A 21065-nucleotide genomic window follows, 5' to 3' on the forward strand; every position below is an offset into this window, starting at 1 on the left:
GGGTGTACCGGCTGGCTTACCGCCTCTCGGGCAATCAGCATGACGCGGAAGACCTGACGCAGGAGACCTTCATCCGGGTTTTCCGATCGGTGCAGAACTACCAGCCGGGAACGTTCGAAGGCTGGCTGCACCGCATCACCACCAACCTTTTCCTCGACATGGTGCGCCGGCGCGCCCGCATCCGGATGAAGGTCTCCTGCGTCAGGTCTTCCGCGTCATGCTGATTGCCCGAGAGGCGGTAAGCCAGCCGGTACACCCGGTCGGCGTGCTGACGGACCAACTCGTCCCACGAGGGCATCGTGGACTTGTCCCCGGTCGCGTCGAAAACCGCGGTGCCCTGCAGGCCGTCGGAAGGCTCCACCCACTCGTCGGCGGGGCAGTCCTGCGGGTGCGACATGCTGGTCGGGCCCAAAAGCGTGGTGATGATCGAATCCTCCGAATCCGTCCTGTCACAAAGCGACAAGTCGTCATCGACGGCAACACGTGGCCGCCAATCCGTATTCCCGGTCCCACCCGCTCCGCGATCCATAGGGACACCGTCGCGTATGGGCGTATGTGCGATATATGAACAGTCTGAGCTCAGCCTGAGAAACCTTTTCGTTACCAGCGCTGTGCTGGACATATCCGTCGCGGGGTGAGGTTAAACGCACCGGCTTTCCCGGGCGTGTCGTGGCGGCGCGGCTTAGGCGTGCCATGCCGGGGCGCGCACCGGAGTGGAATACGCTGCGGGCATGGACGGCACCGACGCAGACACCCCCGGCCAGCCGGCGCCCAGTCGAGCCGAATCCCTCTTCGCGCACGCCGAGGGGTCGATCTCCGAGGACGCGCTGCTGGCGGCCGCCCGCGAGCGCGCCGTGGACATCGGTGCGGGCGCGGTCACGCCCGCGGTCGGCGCGCTGCTGAGCCTGCTGGTCAAGCTCAGCGGCGGCAAGGCCGTGGCGGAGGTGGGCACCGGCGCCGGTGTCAGCGGACTTTGGTTGCTATCCGGCATGAGCGACGACGGCGTCCTGACGACGATCGACATCGAACCCGAGTACCTGCGGCTCGCCAAGCAGGCCTTCTCCGAGGCCGGGATCGGCCCCTCGCGCACCCGGTTGATCAGCGGCCGGGCCCAGGAGGTCCTCACCCGCCTGGCCGACGAGTCCTACGACCTGGTGTTCGTCGACGCCGACCCGGTCGACCAGCCCGACTACGTCATGGAGGGCGTGCGGCTGCTGCGGTCCGGCGGCGTCATCGTGGTGCACCGGGCCGCTCTCGGCGGGCGCGCCGGCGACCCCGCCGCCCGCGACGCCGAGGTGGCCGCGGTGCGGGAAGCGGCACGGCTTATCGCCGAGGACGAGCGGCTCACGCCCGCCCTGGTGCCGCTGGGCGACGGCATCTTGGCCGCGGTTCGCGACTGACCCGCGCGGCGACCCGCCGCGCCCGGCCGCGCCGCGCTTGCGATCGCCACTGGTTCGACGGTGGCGACCCGCTACGCCCGGCCGCGCCGCGCTTGCGATCGCCACTGGTCCGATGTTTACGAATTCTTGACGCGATACCACCTTGACTCGCGACTGAACGGCCGTTTAACGTACTGAACATGCGTTCAGCCGACCTGACCGCAACCGCTCGAATCCGCGACGCGGCCATCGAGCAGTTCGGACAGCACGGCTTCGGCGTGGGACTGAGGGCCATCGCCGAAGCCGCGGGGGTGAGCGCCGCGCTCGTCATTCACCACTTCGGTTCCAAGGAAGGCCTGCGAAAGGCCTGCGACGACTACGTCGCCGAAGAGATCCGCAGTTCCAAATCGGAGGCGATGCGGTCCAACGACCCCGCCACCTGGTTCGCGCAGCTCGCCGAGATCGAGGAATTCGCGCCGCTGACGGCCTACCTCCTGCGCAGCATGCAGACGGGCGGCGACCTGGCGAAGATGTTGTGGCAGAGGATGATCGACAACGCCGAAGAGTACATGGAAGAGGGTGTGCGGGCCGGGACGATAAAGCCCAGCCGTGACCCGAAGGCCAGGGCCAAGTATCTCGGCATCACGGGAGGCGGCGGCCTCCTGCTCTATCTGCAAATGCACGACACGCCAACGGATTTGCGTGCGGTCCTGCGCGATTACGCCAGGGACATGATCCTGCCGGCTCTCGAGATCTACAGCGAGGGCCTGATGGTGGACCGCACCATGTACGACGCATTCCTGGCCGCCGAAGATCAAGGAGGATCACATGCCAGCTGACAGTGTCGCACCCATCGAAATACGCGGGCTGACCAAGAACTTCGGAGCTGTGCGTGCGCTGGACGGCCTCGACCTGGCGGTGCGCGAAGGTGAAGTCCACGGCTTCCTCGGCCCGAACGGCGCCGGGAAGTCGACGACCATCCGCATCCTGCTGGGCCTGGTCAAGGCGGACGGCGGTAGCGTTCGGATGCTGGGCGGCGACCCGTGGGCCGACGCGGTCGCACTGCACCGTCAGATCGCCTATGTGCCAGGCGATGTCACGCTGTGGCCGACATTGACCGGGGGCGAGACCATCGACATGCTGGCCCGCATGCGCGGTGGAATCGATGAAAGGCGGCGCGCCGAGTTGGTCGAGCGCTTCGACCTCGACCCACACAAGAAGGCGCGGACTTACTCGAAGGGCAACCGGCAGAAAGTCTCGCTGATCTCCGCGTTCTCGTCGCGCGCCCGCCTGCTGCTCCTGGACGAGCCAAGCAGCGGCCTGGACCCGTTGATGGAGAACGTCTTTCAGCAATGCGTCGCCGAGGCTCGCGATCGCGGCGCGACCATCCTGCTGTCCAGTCACATCCTGGCCGAAACCGAAGCGCTGTGCGAACGGGTGACCATCATCCGGGCCGGCAAGACCGTCGAGAGCGGCTCGCTGGACTCGATGCGGCATCTCAGCCGCACCTCGATCAGGGCCGAAATGACCGGCGACCCCGGCGACCTCACGCGCATCAAGGGCGTCGAGGACGTCAGCGTCGAAGGCAACACCGTGCGTGCCCAGGTCGACGGCGAAAGCCTCGGAGAACTGATCCGGGCACTTGGCGACGCGGGCGTGCGCACCCTCGTCAGCCAGCCGCCAACACTCGAGGAACTCTTCCTGCGCCACTACGACACGGCGGACAGGGTGTCCGCATCATGAGCACCGCAACCTTGGATCGGTCACGCCGCCCCGCCCACCCCGCACCGCAACGGCGGCCGAACTTCGCGGGGACGCTTGGCATGCTGCGGCTCTACCTACGGCGCGACCGGGTTTCGTTGCCGCTGTGGGTGTTGCTGCTGTCGGTGCCGCTGGCAACGGTGTACGTCGGCAGCATCGAGAAGGTCTACCCCACCGAGGCGGCGCGCGCCGGCTTCGCGGCTTCCATCATGGCGAGCCCGGCGCAGCGTGCCCTCTACGGGCAGGTCTACAACGACAGCCTTGGCGCGGTGGGCATTTGGAAGGCCGGGATGTTCCACCTGCTCATCTCGGTGGCCGTCATCCTGACCGTCATCCGGCACACCCGCGCTGACGAGGAGGCCGGCCGGACCGAGCTCGTGGACTCGACCGCGGTCGGGCGCTACGCCAGCCTCAGCGCCGCCCTGCTGTTGTCCTTCGGGGCCAGCCTCGCCACGGGCATGATCGGCGCGGCGGGTCTGCTCACCACCGATGTCGCCCCGGGCGGGTCCCTCGCCTTCGGTGCGGCGCTGGCCTGCTCCGGCCTGGTGTTCACCGCCGTCGCCGCGGTGGCCGCGCAGTTGTCGCCGAGCGCGCGGTCCGCCCGCGGCGCCGCGTTCGCGGTCCTGGCGGCGGCCTTCACACTGCGCGCCCTCGGCGACGCCGGTTCGGGCGCGCTGTCCTGGCTCTCGCCGCTGGGGTGGTCGCTGCAGGTCCGACCGTACGCGGGCGACCACTGGCCGGTTCTGCTGTTGCACCTGGCGACGACCATCGTCCTCACCGCGGTGGCCTATCGGCTCCTCGCGAGCCGCGACGTGGGTGCCGGGCTGTTCGCCGAACGCCCCGGCCCCGCCTCCGCCGCCCCGGCGCTGGGCAACGTGTTCGGGCTGGCATGGCGGCTGGACCGCGGTGCGCTCGTGTTGTGGACCGTGGGCCTGTGCCTCTACGGCATCTTGATGGGCAGCGTGGTGCACGGCATCGGCGACGAGCTCGGCGGCAGCAACGCGGCGCGCGACATCGTTCTCCGGATGGGCGGGACCAACGCCTTGGCGGAGGCTTTCATCGCCGTCGCGTTCACCATGCTGGGCATGGCCGCGGCCGCGTTCGCGATCTCGCTGACGCTGCGGCTACACCAGGAGGAATCGGCGCAACGGGCCGAGACGACGCTGGCCGGTGCGGTGTCGCGAACCCGTTGGCTCGCCAGCCACGTGCTGGCCGCACTGCTCGGATCCACGGTCGCGATGCTGCTCAGCGGGCTGACCGGGGGGCTGGTCTACGGAGCCGCGGCCGGTGACGTCGGCGGCAAGGTGGCCGTCGTGGTGGCAAGCGCGGCGGTACAGCTGCCCGCCGTCTGGTTGTTGTGCGCCGTGACCGTCGCCGTGTTCGGGCTTGCGCCGCGATTCACACCCGTGGCGTGGGGTGTTCTGGTCGGGTTCATCGCCCTGTACCTGATCGGCTCCCTGGCCGGGTTCTCCCAGTGGCTGCTCGACCTGGAGCCGTTCGCCCACATCCCGCGCGTCGGCGGCGATTTCACGGCCACACCACTGTTGTGGTTGCTCGCCATAGATGCCACACTGATCGCCCTGGGAGCCGTGGCTTTTCGACGACGCGATCTGCGAGTTTAGGAGCGTCATGAAGATCGGTGTTCGACTGGCGGCATCATCGATTCTCGGAATCGCCGCCTATGCTCTGGTCCTGTTCTTGCCGGCCGGCACCTTCCGCTATTGGCAGGGCTGGGTTTTCATCGCCCTGTTCACGGTGGTATCGATCGTCCCCACAATCTATCTGGCGCGCAAACATCCGGCGGCCCTGCAACGGCGCATGCATGCGGGACCGCAGGCGGAAACCCGCACGGCCCAGAAGGTCATCAGTGCCGGCGCCTTCGGAACCCTCTTCGTGGTCATGGCGTTCAGCGCGTTCGACCATCGGATGGGCTGGTCGACCGTGCCCGTGTGGCTGTGCGTGGTGGGTGACGTCCTGATGGCGACCGGCCTGGCCGTCGCCATGCGCGTGATCATCGAGAACAGTTATGCCGCTGCGACCGTGACGGTGGAGAGCGGCCAGAAGGTCGCCTCCGACGGGCTCTACAGGTTCGTCAGGCACCCGATGTACGCGGGGAACGTGATCATGATGGTGGGAATGCCCCTGGCGCTCGGCTCGTACTGGGCACTTCTCCTCGTCGTTCCCGGCGTCGCGATCCTGGTGCTGCGCATTCTCGACGAGGAGAAGCTGCTCAAGACGGAGCTCCCGGGATATCGCGAATATGCGCAACGCGTCCGCTATCGGCTGCTGCCGAGCGTGTGGTAGCCGTTTAATCTGATCCCGTGGTCCGCACTCCCGCGCCCACCAGGGATCGGCCGTGGCGTCGCCCGGGCGTCCTTCGCTACGCGCTGAGCCGGATACGCGGCTTCGCCAAGCCGCCGGTCACTGTGACCGACCCACCGGCCGAGATCGCCGTCGACCGTGACGTTGCCGTGCCCACCCGCGACGGAACGACGTTGCGGATCAACGTCTTCCGGCATGCCGGCGCCGGGGCCGGGCCGGTCATTCTGAGCATTCACCCGTACGGCAAGGACAATCTGCCGAAGCGCCGCGGCAACAGGTGGACGTTCTCCATCCAATACCGGGTACTGCGCCAGCCCCGGCCGGTGACCTTCTCGGCGCTGACCGGTTGGGAGGCGCCCGATCCCGCGTGGTGGAGCGTGCAGGGCTTCGTCGTGGTGAACGCCGACTCGCGGGGCTGTGGCCACTCCGGGGGCACCGGAAAGCTGTTGTCGCGGCGAGAGGCCGAGGACACCTACGACCTGGTGCAGTGGATCGCCAGTCAGCCGTGGAGTGACGGGCGGGTCGTCATGCTCGGGGTGTCGTACCTGGCCATCAGCCAGTACGCGGCCGCGGCCCTACGGCCGCCGGCACTGCGGGCGATCTGCCCATGGGAAGGGTTCACCGACGCCTACCGCGACCTCACCTATCCCGGCGGGGTCCGCGAACGAGGCTTCACCCGGGTGTGGTCGCGCAACGTGCGGCGCGACACCCGCCAGGCCTACGACCTGGAGCGGATGCAGGATGCCCATCCACTGCGTGACGAGTTCTGGCGCTCGCTGGTGCCGGACCTCGCCGCGATCGACGTGCCGATGCTGGTGTGCGGCAGCTTCTCCGACAACAACCTGCACGGCCGCGGCTCCATCCGCGCGTTCACGCACGCGAGTTCCGGCCACGCCCGCCTCTACACCCACCGGGCCGGTAAGTGGGCGACGTTCTACTCCGAGCCCGCGCTGGCCGAGCAGCTGAAATTCTTCCGGGCGGCGCTGGACGGGGCGCCCGGTTCCCGCAGCGTCCGCTTGGAGGTCCGCGAAGACCGCGACACCGTCGTCGCGGTGCGCGAAGAGGCCGACTGGCCGCTGGGGCGAACCCATTGGCGGCCAATGTATTTGGCCGCGGGCGGACTGCTGACCGCTTCGCGGCCGTCGGCAGAGGGTGGCATCTCGTTCGAAACCCGCTCCGGCGCAGCCGCTTTCAGCTGGACAGTGCCGGAGGATGTCGAGTTGACCGGCCCGATGGCGGCGCGGTTGTGGATCGAGCTGGCCGGCTGCGACGACGCCAACCTGTTCGTCGGCGTGGAGAAATGGCGCGACGGGCGGTTCGTCGGGTTCGAGGGTTCGTACGGTTACGGCCGCGACCGGGTGAGCACCGGGTGGCAACGGGTCTCGCTGCGGGCGCTGGATCGCGAGCTCTCGCGGCCGTGGGAACCCGTCGCGGCGTGCACCGACCCACAGCCCGTCCCCGCGCACGAGGCCGTCGAGGTCAATGTCGCGCTCGGCCCGTCGGCGACGCTGTTCCGCGCCGGCGAGCAGCTGCGGCTGGTGGTCGCCGGGCGCTGGTTGTGCCCGAGAAACCCGCTTACCGGCCAGCTCCCCGCGGCCTACACCGGCTCCCCCCGCGGGCGCATCAGGCTGCGTTGGGGGCCGCGCTACGACGCGCACCTGCTGATCCCGGAGATCCCCTAACCCGAGGGTGGCGACCCGCTTCGCCCGGCTACGCCGCGCTCGCGATCGCCACTAGATCCAAACGCCCTTGCCGACCGCGACGACGCCGCCGGCGCTGATCGCGAACCGCTCCCGGTCCTTCTCCAGGTCCACGCCCACCATCTCGCCGGGGCCGACGACCACGTTCTTGTCCAATATGGCGTGGCGCACCACGGCGCCCCGACCGACCCGGGCGCCCGGCATGATCACGCTGCCCTCCACGATCGCGCCGTCGTCGACCACGACGTTGGACGACAGCACCGAGTTGCGCACCGAGGCGGCCGAGATGATGCTGCCGGCGCCGACGACCGACTCCTGCGCCGATCCGCCATTGACGAACTTGGCCGGCGCCAGGTTCTCCGATTCCCCCCGGATCGGCCAGCGCTTGTTGTACAGGTTGAACACCGGGTGCACCGACACCAGGTCCATGTGGGCGTCGTAGAAGGCGTCCAGCGTCCCCACGTCCCGCCAGTAGGCCCGGTCGCGGTCGGTGGCACCGGGCACCTCGTTGTCGTTGAAGTCGTACACCGCAGCCATTCCGTCGCCGACCAGCCGCGGGATGATGTCACCGCCCATGTCGTGATCGGAGTGGTCGTCGTCGGCGTCCGCGCGGATGGCGTCGATGAGGACCTTGGTGGTGAAGATGTAGTTGCCCATCGACACGAACGTCGAATCGGGGTCGTCCGGGACGCTCGGCGGGTCCAGGGGCTTCTCCACGAAATCGCGGATGCGGCCGGAGTCGTCGGCGTCGATGCAGCCGAAAGCGCTGGCCTCGGCGCGCGGCACCCGGATGCCGGCCACGGTTGCCCCTGCCCCACTTTCTATGTGGAACTGGACCATCTGCTCGGGGTCCATCCGGTAGACGTGGTCGGCGCCGAAAACGACTATGTAATCGGGGTCTTCGTCGTAGATCAGATTGAGCGACTGGTAGATCGCGTCGGCGGAGCCGGTGTACCAGCGCGGGCCCAGGCGCTGCTGGGCGGGCACCGGCGTGATGTATTCACCGGCCAGACCGGACAACCGCCAGTTCTGCGAAATATGACGGTCAAGTGAATGCGACTTGTACTGAGTGAGAACGCAGATCCGCAAATAGCGGGCATTGACGAGGTTGGACAGCACGAAGTCGATCAGTCGGTAGGCGCCGCCGAAGGGGACCGCGGGCTTGGCCCGATCCGCGGTCAGCGGATACAGCCGCTTGCCCTCACCCCCGGCCAGGACAATGCCCAGCACGTGTGGCGCTTCCCTCATGGGTCAAACCTATCGGCCGTCGCGAACCGCTGCCAGAGGGATCGCTCTATTGGCGATCTGCTGCGCGGCTGTCCGTCAAGGTCTTTGGTTTCCTCTCCGATTGTCCAGCCCGACTCGCGGGCCTCGCCAACGCCGAACTACCGTGCGGGTATGCGGGTGGCGATGATGACTCGGGAGTACCCACCGGAGGTCTACGGGGGAGCCGGTGTACACGTCACCGAACTGGTCGCCCAACTGCGCCGGCTATGCGCGGTCGACGTGCACTGCATGGGCGCGCCGCGGCCGAACGCCTTCGTGCACCAGCCCGATCCGCGCCTGCAGGGCGCCAACGCGGCGCTGTCGACGTTGTCCTCGGACCTGTTGATGGCCAACGCCGCGTCGGCGGCCAGCGTCGTGCATTCGCACACCTGGTACACCGGCATGGCCGGTCATCTGGCCGCCCTGCTCTACGACATCCCCCACGTACTGACCGCCCACTCCCTCGAGCCGCTGCGGCCGTGGAAAGCCGAGCAGCTCGGCGGCGGCTACCGCGTGTCGACCTGGGTGGAGCACACCGCCGTACAGGCCTCGGACGCCGTCATCGCGGTGAGCTCCGCGATGCGCGAAGACATCCTGCGCGTCTATCCCGCCCTGGACCCCAGCGTGGTGCACGTCATCCGCAACGGGGTCGACACCGACGTCTGGCATCCGGCCGGGCCGACGCAAACCGGGTCGCTGCTGGCGGAGCTCGGGGTCGACCCGGACCGTCCCATCGTGGCGTTCGTCGGCCGGATCACCCGGCAGAAGGGCGTCGCCCACCTGGTGGCGGCGGCGCACCACTTCGACCCCGAAGCGCAGGTGGTGCTGTGCGCGGGCGCCCCCGACACCCCGGAGATCGCCGACGAGATGCGGTCCGCGGTGGCGCGGCTGTCCGACCACCGGCGGGGCGTGTTCTGGATCCGAGAGATGTTGCCCATCGGCGAATTGCGCGAAATTCTCTCGGCGGCAACCGTATTCGTGTGCCCCTCGGTGTACGAGCCACTGGGGATCGTGAACCTGGAGGCCATGGCATGCGCGACGGCGGTGGTGGCGTCCGACGTCGGCGGGATACCGGAGGTGGTCGCCGACGGGGTGACCGGCTCGCTGGTGCATTACGACCCCAGCGATCCGGCCGGTTACCAGGCCAGGCTGGCCGAAGCGGTCAATGCGCTCATCGCCGATCCCGAGAAGGCGAAGCGCTACGGCGAGGCGGGACGGCAGCGCTGCGTCGAGGACTTCTCCTGGGCCCACGTCGCCGAGCAGACCCTGGACATCTACCGAAAGGTGTGTGCGTAGCGCAGCCGTCCGTCGGCGCGCGTTCAGCTGGAGCTCGTGACACCCTTGAGTTCGTCACCGAGGGCGGCGGCTTCGTCGGGCGTCAGCTCAACGACCAGTCGACCGCCTCCCTCAAGTGGTACCCGCATCACGATGCCGCGCCCCTCCTTGGTTGCTTCCAGAGGACCGTCGCCGGTCCGGGGCTTCATCGCCGCCATCGAGTGCTCCCTCCAGGTTCGAGCTGGCCCGCCTTTGCGGACCTGGTCGGCGCCGAGCATGCCCCGCCAGCGATTTTCCAGCCATACCCGACATCGAACTGCCAAATCACGCCTCTATTGTTCCCTATCCAGGTCACGAGTTGAACAAAGACCCGGTTCTCCGGCCTTAGCGGGCCGGTCACGGCCCGCGCCGTCAACGGGGGGAAGGCACCCAACAACCCCGGATATGGTCGTCGACCATCCCGGTCGCCTGCATCAGCGCATAGGCGGTGGTCGGCCCGACGAACCGGAACCCGCGCCGCTTGAGGTCGCGCGCCATCGCCTTAGATTCCTCAGTGGCCGAGGGGATTTGGGAGCCGTCCGCGGGCCGGGGGCGCGGCTCTGGCGCGAACGACCACAGCAGCTTCGACAGGTCCGCGGGGGTTCCCAGCTCAGCGGCGGCGCGGGCGTTCGCGATCGTCGCGTCGATCTTGGCGCGGTTGCGCACGATTCCGGTGTCCGCCATCAGCCGCTGCACGTCGGCGTCGCTGTACCCGGCGACCTGCTCGAAGTCGAAGCCGGCGAAGGCCCGCCGGAAGTTCTCCCGTTTGCGGAGGATGATCAGCCACGACAGCCCGCTCTGGAAGGCCTCCAGGCTCATCCGCTCGAAGAGTGCCACCCCGTCGTGCACCGGGCGGCCCCACTCCTGGTCGTGGTAGTCGCGGTACATCTCGAAATCGGGTCCCGGCCGGATGGCCGCCCAGCTACACCGCACCAGCCCGTCATCGCTCACATCTAGTCCTGACGATCCTCGGCCTCCCCGGGTTCCACGTCCCCGGGGTCGTCGTGGGCCTCCGCGGGGGCGTGCACCGCGGCCAGCTGGCCGCGCAGCGCCTCGAGCTCGCGGGCGAGCCGGTCCAGCACCCAGTCCACCTCGCTGGTCTTGTATCCGCGCAGCACCTGGGTGAACTTGACGGCATCGACGTCCGCGCCGGTCATACCGTAGGCGGGCAAGACCGTCGCGGTCGTGCCCCGCGGCAGGGGCGGCAACTGCTCGCCCCGTCCGAACAGCAGGCTCGCCGCGCCGAACAGCACGACCGCCACCAGCACCAGCACCAGCAGGTAGAGCAACACCAACGCCACGTCGTCGATATTGCCCTATGCCACCGACACCGCGATGACGCAGCGGGGCCTTAGCGCGGCCGCAGCACCTTCATCGGCGGCCGGTCCGCCAGCGACACCGGCGACGTGTGCTGGGTGAAGTCCTGAAAGTCGGAACCTTCGGTGTCGTCGACGAAGAACTGCGTCAGCCCGATGCCGGAGTCGGGCACCCCGCACCGGGAGAGCAGGGTCGCGATGACCTGGCGGCTCATGGCGCCCAACTCGGCCAGCGGCCGGTTGCGATGCGCGCGCACACCGAGGTTGACCTGGGCGATCGCCCCCAATCCCAGCCGGTCGAAGGTGTCCAGCAGCAGGCCGATCTCCACGCCGTAGCCCGGCGCGAACGGCACCGACGTCAGCAGTTCGCGGGTGGCCGCGTACTCCCCGCCGAGCGGTTGCAGGATGCCGCCCAGCTCCGGGCGCAGCGCGGCGAGCAGCGGCCGGGCCACCAACTCGGTGACCCGTCCGCCTCCGGTCGCGCCCGCCACGTCGCCCACGCGCAGGGGGCGCCGGTAGAAGCTCTTGACCAGGTGGATGCCGTCGCCGGTGAGCAGCGGGCCGACCAGCCACGGCACGAACATCGGGTGCGGGTTGATCAGGTCGGAGTCGACGAACACGACGATGTCGCCGCTGCTCGCCGCGAGCGAGCGCCACAGCGCCTCGCCCTTGCCCGGCCGGATCGGCACCTCGGGCAACGCCTGCTCCCGGCTGACGACGCGGGCGCCGGCGGCGACGGCGCGGATCTCGGTGTCGTCGGTGGAGCCGGAGTCCAGCACGATCAGCTCGTCGACCAGCCCGTCGACCAGCGGTGAGATGCTGTCGATCACCGATTCGATGGTCTCTTCTTCGTCGAGGGCCGGCAGCACCACCGAGATGGTGCGGCCCGCCTTGGCGGCCTCGAGTTCGGCGACGGTCCAGCCCGGGCGGTTCCAGCTGCGGTCGGCCAGCCAGGTGTCGCCGGGGCGGGCGGCCAGCACCGCGTCGTGGGTGAGGTCGCCGGCGAACAGGTCGGATGCCGTCATGCCAGCCCCCTTACCGTGCGCGCGGGCGGGCGTATGCCCTGGATCGAGGCCACCATTTCGAGCACCCGGCGGGTCGCGGCGACCTCGTGGACGCGAAACATCCGCGCACCGGCGGCAGCCGCCAGCGCGGTGGCCGCCAACGTGCCCTCGAGCCGCTCGGTCAATTCCACCCCCAGAGTCTCCCCGACGAAGTCCTTGTTACTCAAAGCCATGAGCACGGGCCATCCGGTATTAACAAGATCGCTGAGGTGGCGCAACAGCAGCAGGCCGTGGAACGTGTTCTTGCCGAAGTCGTGGGCCGGGTCGATCAGCACGCGGTCGCGGGCCACCCCGCGGGCGACCGCGCGCTCGGCGGCGGCCGTGACCTGGCGAATGACGTCGTCGACCACCCCGCGGGTGGTGGTTCCGTAGCGCACCCGGAACGGACGCGTGCGGGGCAGCGCCCCGCCGGTGTGCGAGCACACCAGGCCCGCCCCGAACTCCGCGGCGACCCCGGCAAGGTCCGGGTCGATGCCGCCCCAGGTGTCGTTGATCAGGTCCGCCCCGGCGGCGCAGGCCACCCTGGCCACCTCGGAGCGCCAGGTGTCGACGCTGATCAGCTGGTCGGGGAACGCGTCGCGCAGCCATTCGATGAACGGGATCAACCGGGCGATCTCGGTGTCCGCGTCGACGTCCTGGCCCGGGCCGGCTTTGACGCCGCCGACGTCGATGACGTCGGCACCTTCGGCGACGGCCCGGTGTGCGGCGGACCGGGCGGCCTCGTCGCTGAAGGTCGCGCCCTTGTCGTAGAACGAATCGGGGGTGCGGTTGACGATCGCCATGATCAGCGGCCGATCGCCGGCGACCGGGCGGCCGCACCAGGTCGATCCGGCTGACGCCGACGGTGTCGATTGCACACGTCCATGGTGCCCGGTCGGGCCCGCGAGTGTGCGGCCAGCCGCACGGTGGACGCCGAATGTGCGGCTGGGCGCACACTCAGCGCGCAATCAGCCCTTCGGCCGCTTACCGTCGGCCACCTCGTCGGGGTACTCGTCGTAGTACGGCACGTAGCCCTCGTCGCGGCCGGCCAGCACGTAGAGCGGGTCCTTGATGTCCGGCCCGTAGGCCTGGTCGCGCAGTTCCACCTTGCGGCTCTTGAACGTCGTGGTGTGCTCGAGCGACTCGACCACCCGCACGAACAGCGGCAGCGCGTAGGCGGGCAGCTGGCCGTACACCGCGTTCGCCAGCGACTTGCCGTCGAACTCCGCGCCGTCGCGCAGCTTGACCGCGGCCATCCCGGCGCGGCCGCCGGTGCGCGGGATCTCGACTCCGAAGACCGTGCACTCCTCGACGTGCTCGTCGGACGCCAGCGCGGCCTCCACCTGGGTGGTGGCGACGTTCTCGCCCTTCCACCGGAACGTGTCGCCGAGACGGTCGACGAAGGCGGCGTGCCCCATGCCCTGCGGGCTCATCACGTCACCGGAGTTGAACCACACGTCACCCTCGCGGAAGGCGTTGCGCACCAACTTCTTCTCGCTCGACTCCTTGTCGGTGTAGCCGTCGAACGGCTGCAACCGGTTGACCGGGCTGAGCAGCAGGCCGGGCTCACCCGGCGGCACCCGGCGCACCCGCCCGTTGTCGTCCCGCAGCGGGGCACCGGTGTCGGGGTCGTACTCCACGTAGGCCAACGGCATGGGGAAGACGCCGGTGGTCCGCGGCACGTTGAAGATGTTGATGAACGCCGTGTTGCCCTCGCTCGAGGCGTAGAACTCGCAGACCCGGGCGATGTCGAACCGATTCGTGAACTCGTCCCAGATCTCCGGCCGCAACCCGTTGCCGGCGATCACCCGCACCCGGTGCGCACGATCGGTGACCTTGCGCGGCTGGTTGAGCAGATAGCGGCAGATCTCGCCGATGTAGATGAAGGCCGTCGCCTCCGCGGCGATGACCTCGTCCCAGAATTTCGACGCCGAGAACGACTTGCCCAGCGCCAGCGTGGCCCCGGAGTTGATCACCGACGACAACGCGACCGTCAGCGCGTTGTTGTGATACAGCGGCAGGCAGCTGTACAGCGTGTCGGAGCTCTTCAGCCGCAGCCCGATGCCGCCGAACGCCGCGAGTGCCTTCAGCCACCGCAGGTGGGTCATCACGCTGGCCTTGGGGAATCCCGTTGTGCCCGAGGTGAAGATGTAGAACGCGGTGTCCTTGGCCTGCACGGCCGACGCCGACGGCGGGTTGGTGGCCGGGGCGCTGACGGCGAACCGCTCCAGGTCCTCCACGGTCATCGTCTCGTTGTCGCCGGCGCCGCCGCACTCGGCCACCGCGCTGACCAGGTCGGTCTCCGCGATCAACACCTTGGCCTTGAGCAGGCCCAGGCTGTGCGCCAGCACCTCGCCGCGCTGGTGGTAGTTCAGCATCCCGGCGACGGCGCCGCACTTGACGGCGGCCAGCATCGTCAGCACCGCGTTGGGCGAGTTGCGCAGCATGATCGCGACGACGTCGCCGCGGCCGACACCGCGCGAGGCCAGCACCGCCGCGTACCTGTTGGCGGCGGCGTTGGCGTCGCGGTAGCTCAGTTGCTGGTCGCCGAACCGCAGGAAGATCCGGTCGCCGTAGCGGGCGGCGCGGTCGGCGAACACCGTGCCGATCGACTTCTTCGAACCCGGCTGGGCCAGCAGTCCGGTCATCGCCCCGCGAACGATCACCGGCATATCGGCCAGCAACCTGGGCGCCCGAGACGCGAGATCGGTCAGCTTGACCGCCGTGCGCGCTCCCCCGTCGTGATTCGACACGTCATCCCTCAATTCTTCGTGAACAACCCGGCGCACAGCCTAGTAGGGCTGGCCGGAGTGCCGGCGCCCTCAATCCGGCGCGCACGCCTCCACGGCGGCGCTCACCTTGTCGACCAGCAACAACCGGTCCATCGCCGGCTGCGAGATGTAGCCGCTGTCGAGCAGCCCGCACAGCCAGAGCCACAGGCCTTCGTAATGGCCCAGCGGGTCGAGCATCACGATGGGTTTGCCGTGCAGGCCGAGATAGCCCGTGGTCCACGAGTCGAGCAACTCGTCCAGGGTGCCGACGCCGCCGGGAAGCACGACGAACGCGTCGGCACGCTCCTCCATGACCTGCTTGCGCTCATGCATGGTGTCGGTGACGATCAGCTCGTCGGCGTCGGTGTCGGCAATCTCGCGGCGCATCAGGATTTGGGGGATGACGCCGACGGTCCGGCCCCCGCGGGCGCGCGCCGCGGTCGCCACCGCGCCCATCGCCGACACCCGGCCGCCGCCCCACACCAGGGTCCAGCCACGCTCGGCGATCGCCTCGCCGAGTTCGGCAGCGACCGCGAGCAATTCGGGATGTTCCGGGCCGGACGCGCAGTACACACAGATCGCCCAGTCGCGCATACAACGAAAGGTAGACCAAGCTTGCTGCGGGCCGCATACCGCGCGCAATAAAATCCGGCGATGCCGATTCGATGGAACGTCCCCCAGCACGCCTCGGCCCTGGAGCGGCTGGCCGCGGCGCTCGCGACGGGGAGGGGTGCGGTCGTCCTCGGCCCGGACGGTTGCGGCAAGTCCACCTTGGCCCAGATGGCCGCCGAGGACTTCGGCCGCGACCACCCGGACACCCGCGTCCGCTGGGTCACCGGCACCCCGACCGAGCGGGCGGTGCCGTTCGGCGCCTTCGGCCACCTGGTCGAGATCGCCGACATCGGCAAGCCGGCCGCGCTGTTGCGCGCCGCCCGGGCGTCACTGGACGGCACCGGGCACGGGGATCTTCTGCTCGTCGTCGATGACGCCCACGACCTGGACATCCTGTCGGCGACCCTGGTGTACCAGCTGGCGCTGGCCGGCAGGGCCAGGCTGATCGTCACCGGCCGCGCCGCGTCGTCTCCCGAGGCCATCGCGGCGCTGTGGACCGATCGCGTGCTTCCGAGAATCGACATCGAACCGACCGGCGGGATGACCACGGCTGCCGAGGTCGACGCGTTCCTCGCCGAAATCCCCGCGGCGGCCCGGGCGGTGCTGGACTACCTCGCCGTCTCGGAGCCGCTGTCGCTCGCCGACCTGGGCGCCCTGACCGGCGCGGACGCGGTCCGCGAGGCCACCGACTGCGGGGCGGTGGAGACGCGGGCGCGCGGCGGGGAGTCGGACGAGCCGGTGGTGTACACGGCCCACCCGCTGTTCGCCGAGCGGGCGCGCGCCGCGCCCGGCGGCGACGCCGCGCGGCAACGGCGCACCGAGTTGGTGCGGCTGCTGACGCAGCACTCGCCGGACCACCTCAGCGACCGGCTGCGGTTGGCGTCACTGGCCCTGGACAGCGACGCCCCCCAGCCGACCGCCGAGGTGGTGGCCGCCGCGCAGCAGGCGCTGCGGCTGGGCGACCTGGCCCTGGGCGAACGGCTGGCCTCCTCGGCGCTGGAGCGCTCCGGCGGGCTGGCCGCACGGCTGGCGCTGGCGCACGCCCTGGGGTGGCAGGGCCGCGGCCGCGAGGCCGACGCGGTGCTGGGCGGGCTGGACCCCGCCGCGCTGACCGAAGCCGCGCTCATGGACTGGGCGCTGCTGCGCGCGGCCAACCAGTTCTGGATGCTCGGTGAGCCCGAGCGGGCCACCGCGTTTCTGCGCACCGTCCGCAATCGCGTCGCGGACGCTGGCGCCCGTACCACCCTGGACGCGCTGAGCGCCACATTCGCGATGAACGCGGGCAACGTCGGGCACGCCGTGAAGGTCGCCGGCGAGGTGCTGGCCGCGCCGGACGCCGACGACCAGGCGGTGGCCTGGGCGGCCAGCGCGGCGGCGCTGTGCGCGGCGCGGCAGGGGCGTTTCGACGACGTCGAGCCGCTAGCCCAGCGCGCCCTGGCCGCCGAACATCCCGGGTTGCTGCGTTTCACCATCGGGTTGGGGCAGACCACCGCGCTGTTGATGGCGGGCCGGCTCGAGGCGGCCCGCGAACTCGCCCAGCAGTTCACCGATTTCGCCGAGTTGCAGCAGCCGGGCCGCGCGATCGGCGAGGTGCTGCTAGCCCATGTGTTGCTCGCCGACGGTGAATTCGCCCGGGCCGCCGCGCTATTGGGCCCGGCGGCCGCGACGCTGGAACGCACCGGCTATTCGTGGGGGCCGCTCTCGCTGACGTTGTTGGCCACCGCCCTGGCCCAGCAGGGTGATATCGCGGCCGCGGGAAAAACGTTGGGAAGGGCCGAATCCCGGCACGGTACCAAGTCGGCGCTGTTCGCGCCGGAGCTCGGCGTCGCCCGGGCGTGGCGGCTGGCCTCGATGCGTGACGCACACGGTGCGGTGGCCGCCGCCCGCGATGCCGCCCGCATGGCCGAGCGCGGCGGTCAGCGGGCGGTGGCGATGCGCGTGTGGCACGAGGCCGTGCGGCTCGGCGACACCCGCGCGGCCGATCCGTTGGGCCGGCTGTGTGACGAGATCGACTGCGCGGCAGGCAAACTCGCGCTCGCCCACGCGCAGGCGCTGGCGGCTGGCGATGGTGCGGCGCTGCTGGCGGCGTCGGACGACCTGGCCGCGGTGGGAATGCGCGCGGCGGCCGCCGACGCGGCCGCGCAGGCGCGGCGGTGCGCGGGCTGACTAGCCGCCGAGGTAGCCGCGCAGCATGTCCACCGCGGCGGTGATGTTGGCGACCGGGACGCTCTCGTCGCGCCGGTGCGCGAGGTTGGGATCGCCCGGGCCGAAGTTGACGGCCGGGATGCCCAGCGCGGCGAACCGCGCGACGTCGGTCCACCCGTACTTCGCCCGGACGTGTCCCCCGGCGGCCTCGACCAGCGCCTTGGCCGCGGGCTGCGACAGCCCGGGCAGCGCGCCCGCGGCGGCGTCGGTCTGCTCGATCCGCACGTCGAGCCCGTCGAACACCTCGTGCACGTGCTGCAGCGCCGCGGCCACCGACCGGTCGGGCGCAAAGCGGAAGTTGACCGTGACCGCGGCCGCGTCGGGGATGACGTTGCCCGCCACGCCGCCGTCGATGCGTACGGCGGACAGGCCCTCGCGGTATTCGCATCCGTCGATGTCCACGGTGCGCGCGGAGTAGGCAGCGAGCCGGTCCACGACGGCGCCGAGCTTGTGAATGGCGTTGTCGCCCAACCACGGCCGCGCCGAGTGGGCGCGCGTTCCGGTGGCGCTGATGACGACGCGCAGCGTGCCCTGGCAGCCGGCCTCGATGTAGCCGCCGGTGGGCTCGCCCAGGATGGCCACGTCCGCGGACAGCCAGTCGGGCAGCTCGCGCTCGATGCGGCCCAAACCGTTTGCCGCCGCTTCGATTTCCTCGCAGTCGTAGAACACCAGGGTCAGGTCGTGGACCGGTTCGGCCACCGTCGCGGCCAGATGAAGGAAGACCGCGTCACCCGACTTCATGTCGGCGGCGCCGCACCCGTACAGGTCGCCGTTCTCGAGGCGGCTGGGCAGGTTGCCCGCGACCGGGACGGTGTCGAGATGTCCGGCCAGCAGGACTCGCGACGGCCGCCGGCGGCGGGTGCGCGCCAGCACGGCGTTGCCGTTGCGGACGATCTCGAAACCGGACGTCTGGGCGCGCAGCGCGGCCTCCACCTCGTCGGCCAGGCGCGCCTCGTCTCGTGATTCGCTGGGGATGTCGACCAACGCCGCGGTCAGCTCGATCGGATCCCCACGCAAGTCCAGCACGGGTCCAAGGTTATCCGCTGCCGGGCGGCAAGTAACCTGACCGCCGTGACTGGAGCTGTGGGCATCGGACTGGCGACGCTGGCCGCCGACGGATCGATCCTCGACACGTGGTTTCCCGCACCGGAACTGACCGAATCGGGCACCGGCGGCACGTCTCGGCTGGCGTTGTCGGACATCCCGCCGGAGCTGGTGGCGCTGGTCGGCCGGGACGACGACCGCGGCACCGAGACCGTCGCGGTGCGGACGGTCATCGGCTCGCTCGACGACGTGGCCGCCGACGCCTACGACGCCTACCTGCGGCTGCATCTGTTGTCGCACCGGTTGGTGACGCCGCACGGGCTGAACACCGGCGGGCTGTTCGGGGTATTGACCAATGTCGTGTGGACTAACCGCGGTCCGTGTGCGGTCGACGGGTTCGAGGCCGTCCGGGCGCGGCTTCGCCGGCACGGGCCCGTGACCGTCTACGGCATCGACAAGTTCCCGCGGATGGTCGACTACGTCGTGCCGACCGGGGTGCGCATCGCCGACGCCGACCGGGTGCGCCTCGGCGCCCACCTGGCGCCCGGTACGACGGTGATGCACGAGGGCTTCGTCAACTACAACGCCGGCACCCTGGGCGCGTCGATGGTGGAGGGCCGCATCTCGGCCGGCGTGGTGGTGGGCGACGGTTCCGACATCGGCGGTGGGGCGTCCATCATGGGCACGCTGTCCGGCGGTGGTACCGAGGTCATCTCGATCGGCAAGCGGTGCCTGCTCGGCGCCAACGCGGGGCTGGGCATCTCGCTGGGCGACGACTGCGTCGTCGAAGCCGGCCTCTACGTGACCGCGGGCACCAAGGTCGCCACGCCCGACGGCCAGCTGCTGAAGGCCCTGGAGCTGTCCGGCGGCAACAACCTGCTGTTTCGGCGCAACTCGGTCAGCGGGGCCGTCGAGGTGGTGGCCCGCGGCGGTCAGGGCATCGCCCTCAACGAGGACCTGCACGCCAACTGAGCGCGGCTAGACGTCCGCGGCGACCTTCTCCGCGGCGGGGACGGCGCCCAGCGTCGTTCCCCTGGTTTCGGGCAGCAGATAGACGGACGCGAAACTGGCCACCACAAGCGTGGCCATCATGAGCCCGATCGCCCAGCTGCCGTAGGTCGCCAGCAGGGTGCCGGCCATCAGCGGCGGCACGGCCGCCCCGAGGACGCCGGCCAGGTTCATCGCCACCGCCGCGCCGCTGTAGCGGTAGCGGGTGGCGAACAGTTCGGGCACGAACGCCGCCGTGGGACCGTTGGCCACCGCCGCCGCGCCGAACATGCCGACGATGGCGACGACGTACAACACCGGCCTGCGGGTGTCCAGCAGCGGGACGACCGCGAACGCCCACGGCAGGCACGCCACCAGCCCGCACAGCATCACCCGACGCCGCCCGACCCGGTCGGAGATCCACGCCGAGAACGCGACGAACACCATGCTGGTGAGCCCGCCCAGCGCGCCGACGCCCCAGATGAAGCTCCGCGAGTAGCCCAGATGGTTGTGGGCGTACATGACGAGGAAGGTGTTGCCCAGGTAGACGAAGCCCATGCCGCCCAGGAAGCTGCCCGCGACGAGGACGATCTCCCGCCGCTGTAACCGCAGCAGCTCCGCGAGCGGCGCCTTGGGTATCAGGTCGCGGGCCTTCTCCTCGACGAAGAGCGGAGTCTCTTCGATGTTCAGCCGCACGTACAACGCGATGCCGATCAGCCCGCTGCTGATCAGGAACGGGACCCGCCATCCCCACGCCATGAACGCCGGGCTGTTCTCCCCCATGGTGACGTTTACGGCCAGAAACGTCAGGCTGGCGAGGATTCCGGCGGTGCCGCCGCCGAGCAGGGTGAACATGCCGTACCAGCCGCGCTTGCCGGTCGGGGCGTACTCGGCGCTCAGCAGGGCCGATCCCGCCCACTCGCCGCCGACCGCGAACCCCTGCAACAGCCGCAACACGATCAGGATCAGCGGCGCCGCGATGCCGATCGACGCCGTGCTGGGGACCATGCCGACGCTCACCGTCGAGGCGCCCATGATCAGCAGCGTGGCCACCAGCGTCTTCTTGCGGCCGAGCCGGTCCCCGAAGTAGCCGAAGACGGCCGCCCCCAGCGGGCGGGACAGGAACGCCGTTGCGAACGTCGCCATGGCGGCGACGGTGGCCAGCGTCGGACCGAGCGCCGGGAAGAACACCGTGGGAAACACCAGCGCCGCCGCGGTCCCGTAGATCAGGAAGTCGTAGAACTCGATGGCCGAGCCGACGAGGCAGGCGGCGGCAATCCGCCGCATGGGGGTGGTAGGCCGGTGCACGGTTACGACGGTAGGTGAAGCTTGCCGGTCACGCTCG

Annotated in this window: 19 protein-coding genes and 2 pseudogenes; 10 read left to right on the top strand and 11 right to left on the bottom strand. The window is 70.0% G+C overall.

What is annotated here, in order from left to right; all coding sequences use genetic code 11:
- Positions 1-191: pseudogene (locus A5701_RS27805) on the top strand (sigma-70 family RNA polymerase sigma factor); the annotation flags it as partial.
- Here the strand turns inward: A5701_RS27805 and A5701_RS25870 are convergent.
- A pseudogene (locus tag A5701_RS25870) lies at positions 179-529 on the bottom strand (sigma factor); the annotation flags it as partial. The pseudogenes A5701_RS27805 and A5701_RS25870 sit on opposite strands and share 13 nt — an antisense overlap.
- A gap of 202 nt (positions 530-731) precedes the next feature.
- Between A5701_RS25870 and A5701_RS25875 the strand changes: the two are divergent.
- From A5701_RS25875 to A5701_RS25900, 6 genes are all read left to right on the top strand, one after another.
- On the top strand, positions 732-1400 hold the full coding sequence (locus A5701_RS25875; RefSeq protein WP_067760920.1) for an O-methyltransferase: 669 nt from the start codon (positions 732-734) through the stop codon (positions 1398-1400).
- A gap of 179 nt (positions 1401-1579) precedes the next feature.
- Positions 1580-2218: a TetR/AcrR family transcriptional regulator gene (locus tag A5701_RS25880; protein WP_067760922.1), complete on the top strand. Its 639-nt coding sequence runs from the start codon at positions 1580-1582 to the stop codon at positions 2216-2218.
- Positions 2208-3122, top strand: coding sequence for an ABC transporter ATP-binding protein (locus tag A5701_RS25885; protein WP_067760924.1), 915 nt, complete (start codon positions 2208-2210; stop codon positions 3120-3122). Before A5701_RS25880 ends, A5701_RS25885 begins: the two co-directional genes overlap by 11 nt.
- On the top strand, positions 3119-4762 hold the full coding sequence (locus A5701_RS25890) for an ABC transporter permease (RefSeq protein WP_156670270.1): 1644 nt from the start codon (positions 3119-3121) through the stop codon (positions 4760-4762). Before A5701_RS25885 ends, A5701_RS25890 begins: the two co-directional genes overlap by 4 nt.
- Positions 4763-4769: 7 nt before the next feature.
- Positions 4770-5444, top strand: coding sequence for an isoprenylcysteine carboxylmethyltransferase family protein (locus A5701_RS25895; RefSeq protein WP_067760928.1), 675 nt, complete (start codon positions 4770-4772; stop codon positions 5442-5444).
- A gap of 17 nt (positions 5445-5461) precedes the next feature.
- Positions 5462-7144 (top strand): CocE/NonD family hydrolase, encoded by a 1683-nt coding sequence (locus A5701_RS25900; RefSeq protein ID WP_067760930.1) that lies wholly within the window; start codon positions 5462-5464, stop codon positions 7142-7144.
- A gap of 51 nt (positions 7145-7195) precedes the next feature.
- On the opposite strand, the gene glgC is transcribed toward A5701_RS25900, so the two are convergent.
- On the bottom strand, positions 7196-8410 hold the full coding sequence (gene glgC, locus A5701_RS25905) for a glucose-1-phosphate adenylyltransferase (RefSeq protein WP_067760932.1): 1215 nt from the start codon (positions 8408-8410) through the stop codon (positions 7196-7198).
- 150 nt (positions 8411-8560) lie between these two features.
- Here glgC and glgA point away from each other — a divergent pair, with 150 nt between their 5' ends.
- On the top strand, positions 8561-9724 hold the full coding sequence (glgA, locus tag A5701_RS25910) for a glycogen synthase (RefSeq protein WP_067760934.1): 1164 nt from the start codon (positions 8561-8563) through the stop codon (positions 9722-9724).
- A gap of 23 nt (positions 9725-9747) precedes the next feature.
- Here glgA and A5701_RS25915 read toward each other — a convergent pair whose 3' ends face one another.
- From A5701_RS25915 to A5701_RS25945, 7 genes are all read right to left on the bottom strand, one after another.
- The gene (locus A5701_RS25915) at positions 9748-9921 is read right to left on the bottom strand and encodes a DUF3117 domain-containing protein (RefSeq protein WP_003878471.1); all 174 of its coding nucleotides are present in this window, start codon (positions 9919-9921) and stop codon (positions 9748-9750) included.
- Between the two features lie 193 nt (positions 9922-10114).
- The gene (locus A5701_RS25920; protein ID WP_067760936.1) at positions 10115-10693 is read right to left on the bottom strand and encodes a DNA-3-methyladenine glycosylase I; all 579 of its coding nucleotides are present in this window, start codon (positions 10691-10693) and stop codon (positions 10115-10117) included.
- Between the two features lie 2 nt (positions 10694-10695).
- On the bottom strand, positions 10696-11043 hold the full coding sequence (locus tag A5701_RS25925; RefSeq protein WP_067760939.1) for a DivIVA domain-containing protein: 348 nt from the start codon (positions 11041-11043) through the stop codon (positions 10696-10698).
- A gap of 50 nt (positions 11044-11093) precedes the next feature.
- Positions 11094-12083, bottom strand: a complete 990-nt coding sequence (locus tag A5701_RS25930; RefSeq protein ID WP_067760941.1) for a glucosyl-3-phosphoglycerate synthase — start codon at positions 12081-12083, stop codon at positions 11094-11096.
- Entirely contained in the window at positions 12080-12904 is an 825-nt protein-coding gene (folP, locus tag A5701_RS25935; RefSeq protein WP_067760996.1) for a dihydropteroate synthase, read from the bottom strand. The genes A5701_RS25930 and folP overlap by 4 nt, the downstream gene beginning before the upstream one ends.
- 165 nt (positions 12905-13069) lie before the next feature.
- On the bottom strand, positions 13070-14854 hold the full coding sequence (gene fadD6, locus A5701_RS25940; RefSeq protein ID WP_067760943.1) for a long-chain-acyl-CoA synthetase FadD6: 1785 nt from the start codon (positions 14852-14854) through the stop codon (positions 13070-13072).
- A gap of 69 nt (positions 14855-14923) precedes the next feature.
- Positions 14924-15466: a TIGR00730 family Rossman fold protein gene (locus tag A5701_RS25945; protein ID WP_067760945.1), complete on the bottom strand. Its 543-nt coding sequence runs from the start codon at positions 15464-15466 to the stop codon at positions 14924-14926.
- A gap of 60 nt (positions 15467-15526) precedes the next feature.
- Between A5701_RS25945 and A5701_RS25950 the strand changes: the two genes are divergently transcribed.
- A complete protein-coding gene (locus A5701_RS25950) occupies positions 15527-17650 on the top strand; it encodes an AAA family ATPase (protein ID WP_067760947.1) in 2124 nt (707 codons plus the stop codon).
- On the opposite strand, the gene dapE is transcribed toward A5701_RS25950, so the two are convergent.
- Positions 17651-18715, bottom strand: coding sequence for a succinyl-diaminopimelate desuccinylase (gene dapE, locus A5701_RS25955; RefSeq protein ID WP_067760949.1), 1065 nt, complete (start codon positions 18713-18715; stop codon positions 17651-17653). It abuts the gene before it with no gap.
- A 36-nt stretch (positions 18716-18751) separates the two neighbouring features.
- On the opposite strand from dapE, the gene dapD reads away from it, so the two are divergent.
- Positions 18752-19705 carry a 2,3,4,5-tetrahydropyridine-2,6-dicarboxylate N-succinyltransferase gene (gene dapD, locus A5701_RS25960; protein ID WP_156670272.1) on the top strand — a complete coding sequence of 318 codons (954 nt, stop codon included), beginning with the start codon at positions 18752-18754 and terminating at the stop codon, positions 19703-19705.
- 6 nt (positions 19706-19711) lie between these two features.
- Here the strand turns inward: dapD and A5701_RS25965 are convergent, their stop codons facing one another.
- Positions 19712-21007 (bottom strand): MFS transporter, encoded by a 1296-nt coding sequence (locus A5701_RS25965; RefSeq protein ID WP_067760953.1) that lies wholly within the window; start codon positions 21005-21007, stop codon positions 19712-19714.
- Between the last annotated feature and the right edge of the window lie 58 nt (positions 21008-21065).

Origin of the sequence: Mycobacterium sp. E3305 (assembly GCF_001666785.1) — a bacterium.
In the GTDB taxonomy this organism is placed as follows: Bacteria; Actinomycetota; Actinomycetes; order Mycobacteriales; family Mycobacteriaceae; genus Mycobacterium.